General features: G+C 42.2%; 13 protein-coding genes. All 13 read left to right on the forward strand.

The window, feature by feature from the left end:
• Nucleotides 1-15: 15 nt before the first annotated feature.
• The 13 genes from QU661_RS02630 to buk all read left to right on the forward strand — a co-directional run bounded on the left by QU661_RS02630 (nucleotide 16) and on the right by buk (nucleotide 13,205).
• Entirely contained in the window at nucleotides 16-558 is a 543-nt protein-coding gene (locus QU661_RS02630; RefSeq protein WP_304990215.1) for an NADH peroxidase, read from the forward strand.
• A 197-nt stretch (nucleotides 559-755) separates the two neighbouring features.
• Complete coding sequence (locus QU661_RS02635; RefSeq protein ID WP_304990216.1) at nucleotides 756-1,058, forward strand: hypothetical protein; 303 nt, start codon at nucleotides 756-758, stop codon at nucleotides 1,056-1,058.
• 189 nt (nucleotides 1,059-1,247) lie between these two features.
• Nucleotides 1,248-2,522, forward strand: a complete 1,275-nt coding sequence (locus QU661_RS02640; RefSeq protein WP_304990217.1) for a DUF2130 domain-containing protein — start codon at nucleotides 1,248-1,250, stop codon at nucleotides 2,520-2,522.
• Nucleotides 2,523-2,569: 47 nt separating this feature from the next.
• Complete coding sequence (locus QU661_RS02645; protein WP_304990218.1) at nucleotides 2,570-2,980, forward strand: hypothetical protein; 411 nt, start codon at nucleotides 2,570-2,572, stop codon at nucleotides 2,978-2,980.
• 280 nt (nucleotides 2,981-3,260) lie between these two features.
• Nucleotides 3,261-4,061 carry an acyl-CoA dehydratase activase gene (locus tag QU661_RS02650; RefSeq protein WP_304990219.1) on the forward strand — a complete coding sequence of 267 codons (801 nt, stop codon included), beginning with the start codon at nucleotides 3,261-3,263 and terminating at the stop codon, nucleotides 4,059-4,061.
• 126 nt (nucleotides 4,062-4,187) lie between these two features.
• Nucleotides 4,188-5,432, forward strand: a complete 1,245-nt coding sequence (locus QU661_RS02655; protein ID WP_304990220.1) for a 2-hydroxyacyl-CoA dehydratase subunit D — start codon at nucleotides 4,188-4,190, stop codon at nucleotides 5,430-5,432.
• A 2-nt stretch (nucleotides 5,433-5,434) separates the two neighbouring features.
• Nucleotides 5,435-6,553 carry a 2-hydroxyacyl-CoA dehydratase subunit D gene (locus tag QU661_RS02660; protein ID WP_304990221.1) on the forward strand — a complete coding sequence of 373 codons (1,119 nt, stop codon included), beginning with the start codon at nucleotides 5,435-5,437 and terminating at the stop codon, nucleotides 6,551-6,553.
• Between the two features lie 38 nt (nucleotides 6,554-6,591).
• On the forward strand, nucleotides 6,592-7,830 hold the full coding sequence (locus QU661_RS02665; protein ID WP_304990222.1) for a CaiB/BaiF CoA transferase family protein: 1,239 nt from the start codon (nucleotides 6,592-6,594) through the stop codon (nucleotides 7,828-7,830).
• Between the two features lie 66 nt (nucleotides 7,831-7,896).
• Nucleotides 7,897-8,898: an NAD(P)-dependent oxidoreductase gene (locus QU661_RS02670; RefSeq protein WP_304990223.1), complete on the forward strand. Its 1,002-nt coding sequence runs from the start codon at nucleotides 7,897-7,899 to the stop codon at nucleotides 8,896-8,898.
• Between the two features lie 12 nt (nucleotides 8,899-8,910).
• Entirely contained in the window at nucleotides 8,911-10,053 is a 1,143-nt protein-coding gene (locus QU661_RS02675; RefSeq protein WP_304990224.1) for an acyl-CoA dehydrogenase family protein, read from the forward strand.
• 15 nt (nucleotides 10,054-10,068) lie between these two features.
• Nucleotides 10,069-10,869, forward strand: a complete 801-nt coding sequence (gene acrB / locus QU661_RS02680) for an acryloyl-CoA reductase electron transfer subunit gamma (RefSeq protein ID WP_304990225.1) — start codon at nucleotides 10,069-10,071, stop codon at nucleotides 10,867-10,869.
• Between the two features lie 15 nt (nucleotides 10,870-10,884).
• Nucleotides 10,885-12,000 (forward strand): acryloyl-CoA reductase electron transfer subunit beta, encoded by a 1,116-nt coding sequence (gene acrA / locus QU661_RS02685; RefSeq protein WP_304990226.1) that lies wholly within the window; start codon nucleotides 10,885-10,887, stop codon nucleotides 11,998-12,000.
• A gap of 74 nt (nucleotides 12,001-12,074) precedes the next feature.
• The gene (gene buk, locus QU661_RS02690) at nucleotides 12,075-13,205 is read left to right on the forward strand and encodes a butyrate kinase (protein WP_304990227.1); all 1,131 of its coding nucleotides are present in this window, start codon (nucleotides 12,075-12,077) and stop codon (nucleotides 13,203-13,205) included.
• Nucleotides 13,206-13,408: the final 203 nt, after the last annotated feature.

Here is a 13,408-nt window from a genome sequence, read left to right on the forward strand (position 1 = left end):
GAAGGGAGAATGAAAATGGCTAAATATGTATGCCAGGTATGTGGTTACGTTCATGAGGGAGATCAGGCACCAGAGAAGTGCCCAGTTTGCGGAGTTCCTGCAGAGAAGTTCAAGAAGCAGGAAGGCGAGATGTCTTGGGCAGCAGAGCATGTTGTAGGTGTTGCACAGGGTTCTAGTGAAGACATCATGGCTGATCTAAGAGCAAACTTTGAGGGTGAGTGCAGTGAGGTAGGTATGTATCTTGCAATGGCTAGAGTTGCTCACAGAGAAGGATATCCTGAGGTTGGACTATATTACGAGAAGGCTGCTTACGAAGAGGCAGAGCATGCTGCTAAGTTCGCTGAACTTCTAGGAGAGGTACTAACTGACAGCACAAAGAAGAATCTACAGCTAAGAGTCGATGCTGAGAATGGTGCAACTGCTGGGAAGTTTGACTTAGCTAAAAGAGCTAAGGCTGCTAACCTCGATGCAATTCATGATACAGTTCATGAGATGGCTAGAGATGAGGCTAGACACGGAAAGGCATTCGCTGGTCTTCTAAAGAGGTACTTCGGCTAAACCCAATATAAGTGCAGATATTATTCATATAAGATATGGGGCTTTTGCCCCATTTTTTAATACTATTATACGTTTTTCATAAGGGGTTCTTTATCAATGCGTCACCTAAAACACAAATACGATGTGTTATAATACGCGATATAGAATAAGAAATAAATCATCGATATGGTGAAAGTAAATACGTAGGGGGAAAAGAGATGTACTATCGTGATGACGGTGGCCTCGGCTGCTTGATTGGAATATTTATTATGCTGATACTTTTGTCAGTTGTAATGGCTATAATTTTGAACCCTGTTTTTTGGATTGTTGTCGGCATACTTGTGCTATTTCAAGCTATCTCGAAGAGATGGGGCAGGCGGAGTGCTGGTGAATCTGAGCAGTATTATTATTCGGAATCCAGGTCATACAATCGCGATGAACCTGCTAGTAAGGGACTGGAAGATGAATTTACCAAGGATGCGGTAGATGTAGATGTCGAGGTAATACCTGAAGATAAGTAGTTTGGACTGCATTAATCTATAGTATTATGAAACGTGCGGATTTTGTAAATATGTTATTATTGCTTATAAAATAAAATGAAGGTTACTTGATTCGATTAAATGAAAAATTAACTTCGGTGATGAGATTAAAGCTTTTTCACCGAAGCTTTTTTGTATAAAATAGAAGTATCACTTCGTAGGAGGAAGATTATGCAGCAGATAAAATGCCCTAAGTGTGGCGAAGCCTTTCAAATTGATGAAGCCGGCTATGCAGCCATAGTTAAACAGGTCAGAGATAGGGAATTCAATAATGAGATAAAGCGTGCTGAGGAACAGTATAAAGACGACAAAGCTGCGGCCGTAAATCTTGCTAAGGCCGAGACTGAAAAGAGAGTCCAGGAGCTTATCGCAGACAAAGAGCAGGAGATAATAAAACTTCGTGCTAGTATCAATGCTTATAATAAAGAGAAAGCATTGGCAATTAATGAAGCAGTACAGCAGAAGGAATCGGAGTATAGGAAATTAGTCGATAAAAAAGACGAAGAGTACCGTAAGCTTGTTGCATCGAAGGATGAAGAACTTTCAATGAAGAAGGAACAGCTTCAAAGGCTCTCTGGTGATCTAAAGGTTAGCGAAAAGCAGGCTGAACTGAACATACAGGTGCTTAAGGATGAGTATGAGACCAAGCTTAAGATGAAGGATGAGCAAATTGATTATTACAAGGATCTTAAGACCCGCCAGTCTACCAAAATGGTAGGAGAGACCCTGGAGCAACACTGTGAGATAGAATTTAACAAGCTTAGATCAACTGCATTTCAGAATGCTTATTTTGAAAAAGACAATGATGCTAGGAGTGGAAGCAAGGGCGACTATATCTTTAGGGAAAAGGATGATGCTGGATTAGAGGTTGTGTCTATCATGTTCGAAATGAAGAATGAGATGGATACCACAGCGACGAAGCATAAGAATGAAGATTTTTTCAAGGAGCTCGATAAGGATAGAAACGAAAAAAAGTGCGAATACGCAGTGCTCGTTTCGATGTTAGAATCAGATAACGAGTATTATAATCAAGGAATTGTAGATGTATCGCATAGATACGAGAAAATGTATGTGATAAGACCTCAGTTTTTCATCTCGATGATATCTCTGCTTCGCAATATGGGGTATAACTCTCTTAAGTATAAGCAGGAACTGGAGACGATGAAGGCGCAGGATGTTGATATCACACATTTTGAGGAGGACATGGAGAAATTCAAGAGTGCTTTTGCAAGAAATTACGATTTAGCATCTAGAAAGTTCCAGGAAGCTATAGATGAGATAGATAAATCGATTAGTCATCTTGAAAAGATCAAGAAGGCTTTAACTTCTTCAGAAAATAACTTGAGACTAGCGAATAATAAAGCTGAGGATTTGACGATAAAAAAACTTACCAAAAACAACCCAACGATGCAAGAGATGTTCAAATCGCTTGAAAGGAGTAAATAAATTGTGTTAAAATACTACACTAGATTAATTAGAAAAGGAATAATGAAATGAGCAAAGGTAAGCAGAGACCACCACAATACATAAGACAGTCGAAAGGCTATCAGCAGAATTTATATAAGAAACAGATGAAAGAGCAAGATATCCAGGTTCCAAAATCTATCAATATTGAAAAAATTACAAAGATTAATAGAATCCTCGGAATCGTATGGATAATTTTGATTTTTGCTTGCGGGTTTTTCTGGACATGGATTGCAGCAGCAGTTTTGGCTGTAGTAGGTGCTGCATATATGGGCGGATTCTTCGTGTACATGACCAATTATTCCAAGAAGTATCTTGGTGCATATAAGAAGATGGGGGTACCAAAAGAGATGTATATGAAGCAGCTTAAAAAGAATGGTACAGACGCCAAGAGCATGGAGAGAATGTCAAAGCTTTGGGATAAGATAAAGGTGGATTAATTTTATAATTAAGATTTATCTTACAGATAAAAAGAGCAAAATAGCGAATACACGGACATTGCTGTTAAAAATTTTTATAGAAAAACTGTTTTAAGAAGGGGATAACCCCTTCTTTTTTTTAAACGCTTAGAAATTCAATTATTGGAGTCATAAAAACAAAACTATTAAAAATAATTAAATACACACTTGAAAAACAACTATAATATTTTTTTAACAAAGTTGGTTGACTATAAAATAACGAGATATATAATGAAATTGTACATAGAAAGGAGGCTGTCAGATGTTTACCCTTGGACTAGACATAGGATCAACTACATCGAAGAGCGTGGTACTCGAAGATGGAAAAAGGATTGTCGCAAAGGCTCTAAGAGTTGGAGGTCTTGGTACATCTGGTCCAGAGGAAGTCATAGCGGAGATTATGAAGCTCTCAGGACTTAAAGAATCTGATATTTCATGTAGCGTTGTTACTGGGTACGGCAGAAATAAATATCAAGGATGTGATTTAGAAGTAAGCGAACTAACATGCCATGCGCTAGGAAGTCAAATTATTTTTCCAGAAGTGAGAACTGTAATAGATATAGGCGGTCAGGACGCAAAAGTAATCTGCTTGAATGATTCAGGAAGAATGACGAACTTTGTGATGAATGACAAGTGTGCAGCTGGCACAGGTAGATTTTTAGATGTAATGGCAAACATACTAAGAGCAGACATATCTGAACTAGAGGTGCTGGCATCAAAAGCAGATAGCCCGGCTACTATCTCAAGCACCTGTACAGTCTTTGCAGAGTCTGAAGTGATCAGTCAGCTCGCAAATGGTGAGAGCAGAGAGAATGTAATTGCCGGAATCTGTAACAGCGTAGCATCAAGGGTTAGCTCGCTTGCGCGTAGAGCTGGTGTAAAGGAGAAGGTATGCATGTCAGGTGGCGTTGCAAAAAACAGTGCTGTGAGGGATGCGATGAGTAGGGCTCTCGAAGTTCAGATAGAGTATGATCCACTCGCGCAGTATTTTGGAGCAATTGGTGCAGCTGTATATGCTTTTAAAAGTAAGGAAAAGATAAAAAATAGCTTTACTGCTCTATAGAGCAGTAAAAAATTTTAAGAAATGATGTTATAAAAATAACAATAATAGTGCAGATTTGGTATTGAAAGAAATATATATGATTAAATTTTTCTAATAGATTAACAAAACAAATGAGGAGGTATGGTTATGGCAGAGGAAATCAAAAAGCCTAAGAAGCCTATTGATCCTAATTCAGCAAAATTCAAGCTTGGTAAAATTGCTGGAGATGCGTTCGCAAGTGCAATTGAGGCTAAAAAGAAAGGCGTTCCAGTTGCATGGGTTTCGAGCAACTTTCCGGTAGAGATCCCAGAGACGTTAGGCATTGCTACTGCTTATCCTGAAAATCAGGCTGCAGGAATTGCTGCTCGAGGTGCAGGAGAGAGAATGTGCAACGTCGCTGAGGCAGATGGTTACTCAAATGATATATGCGCATATGCTAGGGTGAGCCTTGCATATGCAAAGCTAAAAGAATGTCCAGAACAGGATGTGGCGATGCCAGATGTGCTTTTATGCTGCAATAACATCTGCAACTGCATGATTAAGTGGTACGAGAATTTAGCAAGAAATTTAAACATCCCAATGATTATCCTCGACATACCGTTTAACCCAGATTACGAAGTGTCTGATGCTGAAGTTGAATATGTATCCGCTCAGTTCTGGGATGCAGTTCACAAACTTGAAAAACTTTTTAATCTAAAATGGGACGATGAAAAGTTCAAACAAGTTACCGGATTTAGCTGCAGGGCGAGCAGAGCATGGCTTGATGCAACAGCACAGGCAAAATACGTGCCTTCTCCATTCAATGGATTCGACCTTCTGAACCATATGGCTGTAATGGTTACGGCAAGAGGTAAGGAAGAAGCAGGCGAAGCGATGGAGACACTGCTCAAGGAGTATAAGGAAAATCACCTAAATGGAACAAGTACATTTAGGGCAGAAGAGAAATACAGAATCATGTTCGAGGGAATCGCGTGCTGGCCATATTTGAGGGCAACATCACATGGCCTCAAGGATCGAGGCATCAACATGGTAACTACGATATATGCGGATGCTTTTGGGTTTGACTATCACTCGTTTGAAGAGATGATTAAGGCCTATTGTAGCGTACCAAATGCCATAAACCTCGAGAAGTCGCGAGATAAGAGAATTAAGCTTTGCAAGGACAATCACGTTGAAGGTTTGCTTGTACACACCAACCGTTCATGCAAGCTGTGGAGCGGATTCATGTACGAGATGAGCAGACAGATTGGAGAGGCTTGCGATATACCAGTTACAAGCTTTGATGGAGATCAAGCAGACCCAAGGAACTTCTCTGAGGCACAATATGACACGAGAGTGCAGGGCCTTATGGAAATTATGGAGTCAAACAAAGCTGAGAAAGGAGATAAGTAGCTATGACATACAGTTCAATTAAAGAGTTTCATGAGATAGCATCATCTCCTCGCAAGCAGATGGATAAATACCTTACAGAAGGCAAGAAAATTGTGCTTACGGTTCCTTACTACACACCCGATGAAATTGTGCACTCGATGGGGCTTGTTCCAATGGGAACTTGGGGAGCCGACATGGAGCTTAACAGGTCGAAGGAATACTTTCCTGCATTCATGTGCTCTATCGTACAATCAATCCTAGAACTAGGAATAGATGGAAAGTTCAAGGGTGCGAGTGCAATCATAATCCCATCTCTCTGTGACACGCTTAAGACCATGGGTGAGAACTGGAAGTATGCAGTCCCTGACATCAAGTTTATCCCTATGACTTATCCGCAGAATAGAAAGCCTGCATATGGAGTAGCATATACGAGAGCTGGATACGAAAGAGTTATTAAGGATCTCGAGGAATGTACTGGCGCGACGTTCTCGATGGATAGGCTAACTGAATCGAATAAGCTTTATAACGAACACAACGAAGCGATGAGACGTGTGGATGAACTACTTGCAAGGCACGCAGAAGTGACGGTGCAGGAGAGAAGCGACATATTTGCAAGCGCTAACTATATGCTTGTAGAGGAACATACAGCTCTTGTAAATAAACTTATCGCCGAGCTTGAGGCTTCCGATGAGAGCGTAGGTAATTATCCAGTAGTTGTATCTGGGATTCTTACCGACATGACAGGATTAAGTGAAGCTTTCGATGAGATAGGAATTCATATCGTAGCAGATGATGTCTGTGCACATTCAAGGCAGTATAGAACTGATGTGCCAGATGGAGATGATCCATTACAGGCTCTCGCTGTTAAGTTCGCAAACACTGACAATTGCTCAGTTCTCTTCAACGTAGAAAAGCCAAGAATTCAGTGGATTATAGATATAGCGAAGAAGAGAGGCGCAAAGGGAGTTGTCGTTGTAATGACAAAGTTCTGCGATCCTGAGGAATTCGACTTCGTATGTATTAAGGAAGCATGTGAGAAGGCTGATCTACCTCTTGCTCTAGTTGAAGTAGACAGGCAGATGAAGCAGTTCGAGCAGGTTAAGACTAATCTCGAAACATTCCGTGACATGTTAATGTTTTAAAACGTAATGCGCATATAGATAAATTCAAGGAGGATAAAATGGGAAATAGACCACTTGAGGGAATCAGAGTTGTTGAGATGGCAACATTTATCGCCGCACCTTGCACAGCCAGATTTTTAGCTGACCTGGGAGCTGAAGTAATAAAAGTAGAGCCACCTATGGGAGATCCGCTTCGTTACACTGCCGTAAACGAAGGAAGACCTTTGGATCAGAAGGAGAATACATCCTACGATCTTGAGAATGCAGGCAAGACTTGCATCTCTCTCAATACGAAATCTGAAGAGGGAAGAGAAGCCCTCGAGAAGCTCCTGGCAACAGCAGATGTATTTATCTGCAATTGGCGTCAGTCACCTCTCAAGAGAGCAGGTTTAGACTGGGAAACTCTACACGAGAAATACCCTAAGCTAGTGTACGGATACGTATCAGGATACGGAGAAAAGGGTCCGGATAAGGATCTCCCAGGATTTGACTTCACTGCATTCTATGCAAGAGGCGGTATCCTAGGACCTCTACGTGACAAGAACAGCTTGCCAATGCTAACAGTCCAGGGCTTCGGAGACCACCAGGTTGCTATGAACCTAGCAGCTGGAGTTCTCGCAGCATTATTCAAGGCTAAGATGACTGGCGAAGGAGATCACGTGGTAGTATCTCTTTTTCATAGTGCAATCTGGGATATTTCACTGATGCTACAGGCAAGTCAATACGGAGCAGACAGTACGCAGTATCCTATGGAGAGATGGAAGCTCGGAAATCCGCTTGTGCTCTGCTATGAGACTGCTGATGGACAATGGCTGCAGATAGCAATGCCTCAGTACGATAGGCACTATCCAATACTGATGAATGCAATGGGATATCCAGAGCTTGCTGATGATCCTAGATATTATCCACAGAAGAATCTAATTCCTAACCGTGAAGAGTTCTCGGCGTGGATAACCGAAGAGTTTAAGAAGAAGACTTGCGACGAGTGGTGCAAGCTACTGGATGCAAATGATTTGCCATATGCAATCGCTCAGGAATGGGATAGCCTCCTCGAAGATAAGCAAGCTTGGGCATCGGATTGCTTCTATGAGATGGCTTATAGCAACGGAAATAAGCGTACACTCGTTAGACCACCAGTTCTATTCGACCAGATGGGACTACCTCCATATGAAAGAGGCCCTTACCTTGGAGAACAGACAAAGGACATACTCGGTGAACTGGGGTATTCCGCTGAAGCTATAGATGAGTTAATAAAGAGTGGTGCTGCAATCGATATGGATCCAGCACTTAGGGACTAATTAAAAAATTACAGGGAAAATGCATAGGTTTGAAACAAGAAAAGTGATTTACAAAGGAGAAATGGTATGAAAATTACTGCATATGAAGTTAGACCTGATGAAGAGCCTGTCATCAGAAATCTATGTGACAAGTACGGTATAGACGTTATTATTACGAGAGCTAATCTCGATGAAACTACGGTTAACCTTGCTGAAGGAAGTGATGGAATCACTACTCTAGGGCAGAGCACATATTCTAACGAGGTGCTTGATGAACTAAAGAAGATGGGAGTTAAGGTACTCGCATCACGCTGCGTTGGCTACAATCACATGAATGTTGAGTATGCTAAGAAGCTTGGCTTTAAGCTCTGTAATGGTACATATGCACCTAATGGAGTTGCTGAATACTCAGTAATGGCGATTCTGATGTGCATGCGTCACCAGAAGAAGGCACTGTATAACACAAATGACAACGACTTTACTCTCAAGGGCAAGATGGGCAGAGAGCTTAGATCCCTCACAGTTGGCGTACTCGGTGCAGGAAAGATTGGTAAAACCGTAATCAAGATTCTTAGCGGATTTGGCTGTAAGATACTAGCTTACGATGTGGTTCAGGACGATGAGGTTAAGGAATACGCAACCTACGTTGATATGGATACCATATACAAGGAATGCGATGTAATTACAATCCATATGCCACTACTACCAGCTACAACTGGCATGATTGATAGAGATGCAGTGGCAAAGATGAAGGATGGAGTGATTATCGTCAATAACGCGAGAGGTGAACTGCTCGATGTAGATGCTATTATCGAGGGCATTGAGAGTGAAAAAATCGGCGCGCTCTTCTGTGATGCATTTCCAGGAGAGACTGGTATTATTCATATTCCACACAACACAGACATTATCAGAACTGAAGGAATGCCTTACTTTAAGCTCAAATATCTGCGTTCATTCGTAAACGTATATCACACACCACACATGGCATTTTTCACTGAAGAAGCAGCTGAATCTATGGCAGCATGTGGAGTTGACAGCATCTATGAGGTTTTGACAGAAGGCAAGTCATCTCATGAGATACCATGCTAAGGAGGTAAGTAAATGATTTTAGATCGAAAGCATGCACTTCAGCAGAAACTGTTCCGCGAGTTTGCAGAGACAGAATTCACTAAGGAGCTTCAGGATGAACTAGATGAAACCGGCGAATTCAACTGGGATATGCACAGGAAGATGTCCCGCTACGGATTTATGGGAGTGAAGATTCCTGAGGAGTACGGCGGAGCTGGAGCTGACAGCTTGACATATGTACTCATGGACGAAGAGTTCGCTCGCCAGGATGCAGTTCTTGCAATATATGCAAATACATCAAACTCGCTCGGTGGAGGTCCTCTTCTACTAGCAGGGAGCGAGTCTCAGAAAAAGGAATATCTCCCACAGGTTGCAAGTGGTGAAAAAATCCTAGTATTCGGACTGACTGAGCCTGGTGCAGGATCAGATGCGGGTGGAACCACTACGACAGCAATTCCAGATGGCGATGACTTTATCATCAATGGTCGTAAGTGTTTCATCTCTGGTGCGCCTATGGCTGACTGGATTATCATCTATGCAAAGACAGATTTATCTCAGAAGGGTTCTCGTGGAATCTCGATGTTCATCGTAGACATGCACGCAGACGGAGTATCGCTTGGAGCACCTGAGAAGAAGATGGGAATCAATGGATATCCAACTTCTGACGTTGTATTTGAAGATGTAAGAGTGCCAAAGGCTAATCTTATTGGACCTCTCAACAAGGGATTCCAGTATGCCATGAAGACACTTGATGGAGGTAGACTCGGTGTAGCGGCTATGTCGGTAGGAGTAGCTCAGGGCTGCCTCGATGAAGCTGTAAAGTACGCTAAGGAGCGTAAGCAGTTTGGCCGCAGAATCGCGGATTTCCAGGGCGTGAGCTTCATGATCGCTGAGATGCAGGCTGATGTTGAAGCTGCAAGACAGCTTACATATCACGCAGCTACTCTCAAGGACCAAAATTCTCCTCAGGCAGGAATGGCTTGCTCTATCGCTAAGTACTTCGCTGCAGAAGCTGCAAACCGCTGTGCTTACAAGGCTGTGCAGATTCATGGTGGATATGGCTATATCAAGGAATATAGAGTAGAGAGACTTTATAGGGATGCTCGTATCATGAGTATATTTGAAGGAACTAGCCAGATTCAGGAAGTTGTAATCGCAAATAATTTGCTTAAGTAGAGGAGGAAGGAATAAATGAAAATTTTTGTAACAGTAAAACAGGTTCCTGATACCTCTGGCAAGGTTGCAGTAAACGAGGATGGAACACTTAACCGCGCTTCTATGCAGACTATCATCAACCCAGATGACCTAAATGCTGTAGAGCAGGCGCTTACACTAAAGGAAGAGTTTGGATACAAGGTAGTAGCCTTCACAATGGGACCTATGCCAGCAGAAGGAATGCTCAGAGAACTCATGGCGATGGGTGTAGATGAGACAGTGCTAGTTTCCGCTCGTGAGTTTGGAGGTTCTGACACATATGCGACTTCGCAGATTCTCGCAGCTGCAATAGATACTTATGGAATCGAAGAGGATGACATAATAATCGCTGGACGTCAGGCTATCGATGGTGACACTGCACAGGTAGGACCTCAGATTGCTGAGAAGCTACATTTACCACAGGTTACATATGCTGGTGAGGTTACCAAGGAAGGTGATGTGCTCGTTATCAAGAGAATGCTAGAAGATGGATATATGCTCGTAAAAGTTCCAACACCATGCATGATTACTTGCATTAAGGAACTCAATACACCTAGATATATGAGCGTAATCGGAACTGAAAAGTGCTGGGATATGCCACTTAAAATAATGGATTTTGCAGCACTTGAGAATCATCCACTTATCGATAAGACTACTATTGGACTAAAGGGTTCTCCAACCAACATCTATAAGTCGTTTACACCTCCAGTTAAGGGTGGCGGCATGATGCTAGAAGGTTCAGACAAGAATACCACTGATGAGCTTGTATCGATTCTGACAGGCAAGCACATCATATAGAAAGGAGAATTCAAAATGGCTTACGATAGTTCACAAATCGACGCTTTCAAGAATGTATGGGTGTTCTGCGAACAGCGCCAAGGCAAGATGATGCCAACAACATTTGAACTTATATCCGAGGGCAGGAAACTAGCAGATGAGCTAGGATGCAATCTATATGGAATACTTCTCGGAGATGATGTAGATGATCTCGCTGCTGAGCTCGGCGGCTACGGTGCAGATGGGGTATACGTATATAACAGCCCACTGCTCAAAAATTATACCACCGACGGATATACTAAGGTTATAAGCGAAGCGGTGCAGAAGTTTAGACCTGAGGTAATGCTATTTGGAGCATCTAACATCGGCAGAGACCTTGCGCCTAGATGTGCAGCAAGACTTCATACAGGACTTTGCGCAGACTGTACACACCTCGATATTGATCTCGATGGATATATAAACTTCCTGCGCTCTGGATCATCTCTAGATGTAGACAACATGAAGTTTGATACTAAACTCTTTGATGTAAATACCAACCTTAAGATGACTCGTCCTGCATTCGGTGGACACCTGATGGCTACCATCGTTTGCCCAAGGTTCAGACCGGCGATGGCAACTGTAAGACCTGGGGTAATGCAGAAGAGACCTTACGATGAAGCTGGAGCTGCAAAGGTAGAGATTGTGCATCCAGAGTTCGAATTAGTAGCTTCTGATATCGAGACAGAGGTTCTAGATATCGTTAAGGCTGCTAAGAAAATGGTAGACCTAATCGGTGCTGATGTAATCGTATCTGTAGGCAGAGGAATCGCAAAAGATGTTGAGGGCGGTATAGCTCTTGCAACTGAGCTTGCGGAACTGCTCGGCGGCGTAGTAGGTTCGTCGAGAGCTTGCGTGGATGCAGGCTGGATCAGTGCGGATCATCAGGTAGGACAGACTGGTAAGACTGTTCATCCGAGGATATATGTTGCACTAGGAATCTCTGGAGCGATTCAGCACAAGGCTGGAATGCAGGATTCTGAATGCATCATAGCAATCAACAAGAATGAGACGGCTCCAATCTTCGAAATTGCAGATTACGGAATTGCTGGTGATTTATTTAAGGTTGTTCCACTGCTAATCGATTCAATTAAAGCAGCGAAAGAAACTGCTTAATAATAGGCAAGTACAGGGGTGTGCGGGCACGTCCTGCATTCCCCTGTTCTTCATAACTGCCATAGGGGGACATTATGGAAGAAAAGATATATAACATAGTAGCTATAAATCCTGGGTCTACATCGACGAAATTCGGGTTTTATCACAACTGCGAAAAGATATTTATCGAGAATATATATCATAAGAAAGATGAACTCTCCCAGTTTGGCAGCATACAGGAACAGCTCAGCTACAGAAAGCTACTCGTTGAAAACAGGTGTGCATGTAATGGAGTTAATCTGCAAGAGGTTGATGCGTTTGTCGGCAGAGGTGGAGGGCTTCTTCCTTCAACCAGCGGTGTATATTGTATAAATGATAAAATCATATACGATTGTGAGACCGCAGCTTCAGGAATACACCATCCTGCTCTACTTGCCTCTCAAATAGCAAGGCAGCTCGCCAACAAATACGATGCGAAGGCTTATATCGTAAATCCGCCAGATACCGATGAATTTCAGGATTTGGCTAGAGTTACAGGCATCAAAGGGATTTATAGAGATAGTCACGTTCACTGCCTAAATCAGAAGGAGGTAGCAAGACGCTACTGTTTGAAAAAAGGCATAGCTTATAATGAGTCAAACTTCATCATCTGCCATCTTGGCGGCGGTGTATCTATAACGGCGCATCGTAAAGGTAGGATGATTGATAGCAACGATAATCTAATCGGCGACGGTCCAATGACTCCGCTAAGAGCCGGAACGATACCGGCAAAGAAGCTAATTGATATGACATTTAGCGGCGACTATTCACATGAAGAGCTTGAAGATTTGATTGTTAGGAATAGTGGACTTAGCAGTCACCTAGAAACTGCTGATGTTAAGGAAATCATGAGACGTATAGAAGAGGACAATGATGAATATGCAAAGCTTGTCCTCGATGCGATGATTTATCAGTTTGCAAAGGCTGTAGGCGAATGTGCATGCGTGCTCAAAGGCGATGTGGATGCAATCCTCATCACAGGTGGGCTCGCAAGAAGCGAATATATAGTAAGAAGTTTAGAGAAATACGTGGACTGGATTTCAGAAACATGGGTTATGCCAGGGGAGTGGGAAATTGCGGCTCTCGCATCCGGTGCATATCAGGCTATGACTAATCAGGTAGACGTACTCACATATACTGGAGTTCCAGTTTTCAGAGGTTTCCATTCATTAAAATATCATTTATAGATATACACCTTTTTAATTTTTCTTCTTGAAGGCGTAGCTTTATGCTGCGCTTTTAAAATTCAGTAGATTTGCAAGGCAGTGATTGGATATAAAATAGCTCATAAATATAGTAGTACAATAACAATTCCAAAAGAATTGAAATTATTTTCAAAAACGAGGCAGACATATAAGCAATATGATAAAATACTAAAATATATATAGTT

Source organism: Mogibacterium neglectum (assembly GCF_030644205.1).
GTDB lineage: Bacteria > Bacillota > Clostridia > Peptostreptococcales > Anaerovoracaceae > Mogibacterium > Mogibacterium neglectum.

What these genes read in the sequence shown, in the direction of transcription:
- QU661_RS02670 (WP_304990223.1), top strand. Translation starts at nt 7,897, where the DNA reads ATGAAAATTACTGCATATGAAGTTAGACCTGATGAAGAGCCTGTCATC.
- QU661_RS02665 (WP_304990222.1), top strand. Translation starts at nt 6,592, where the DNA reads ATGGGAAATAGACCACTTGAGGGAATCAGAGTTGTTGAGATGGCAACA.
- QU661_RS02635 (WP_304990216.1), top strand. Translation starts at nt 756, where the DNA reads ATGTACTATCGTGATGACGGTGGCCTCGGCTGCTTGATTGGAATATTT.
- QU661_RS02660 (WP_304990221.1), top strand. Translation starts at nt 5,435, where the DNA reads ATGACATACAGTTCAATTAAAGAGTTTCATGAGATAGCATCATCTCCT.
- acrA (WP_304990226.1), top strand. Translation starts at nt 10,885, where the DNA reads ATGGCTTACGATAGTTCACAAATCGACGCTTTCAAGAATGTATGGGTG.
- acrB (WP_304990225.1), top strand. Translation starts at nt 10,069, where the DNA reads ATGAAAATTTTTGTAACAGTAAAACAGGTTCCTGATACCTCTGGCAAG.
- QU661_RS02645 (WP_304990218.1), top strand. Translation starts at nt 2,570, where the DNA reads ATGAGCAAAGGTAAGCAGAGACCACCACAATACATAAGACAGTCGAAA.
- QU661_RS02640 (WP_304990217.1), top strand. Translation starts at nt 1,248, where the DNA reads ATGCAGCAGATAAAATGCCCTAAGTGTGGCGAAGCCTTTCAAATTGAT.
- buk (WP_304990227.1), top strand. Translation starts at nt 12,075, where the DNA reads ATGGAAGAAAAGATATATAACATAGTAGCTATAAATCCTGGGTCTACA.
- QU661_RS02650 (WP_304990219.1), top strand. Translation starts at nt 3,261, where the DNA reads ATGTTTACCCTTGGACTAGACATAGGATCAACTACATCGAAGAGCGTG.
- QU661_RS02655 (WP_304990220.1), top strand. Translation starts at nt 4,188, where the DNA reads ATGGCAGAGGAAATCAAAAAGCCTAAGAAGCCTATTGATCCTAATTCA.
- QU661_RS02675 (WP_304990224.1), top strand. Translation starts at nt 8,911, where the DNA reads ATGATTTTAGATCGAAAGCATGCACTTCAGCAGAAACTGTTCCGCGAG.
- QU661_RS02630 (WP_304990215.1), top strand. Translation starts at nt 16, where the DNA reads ATGGCTAAATATGTATGCCAGGTATGTGGTTACGTTCATGAGGGAGAT.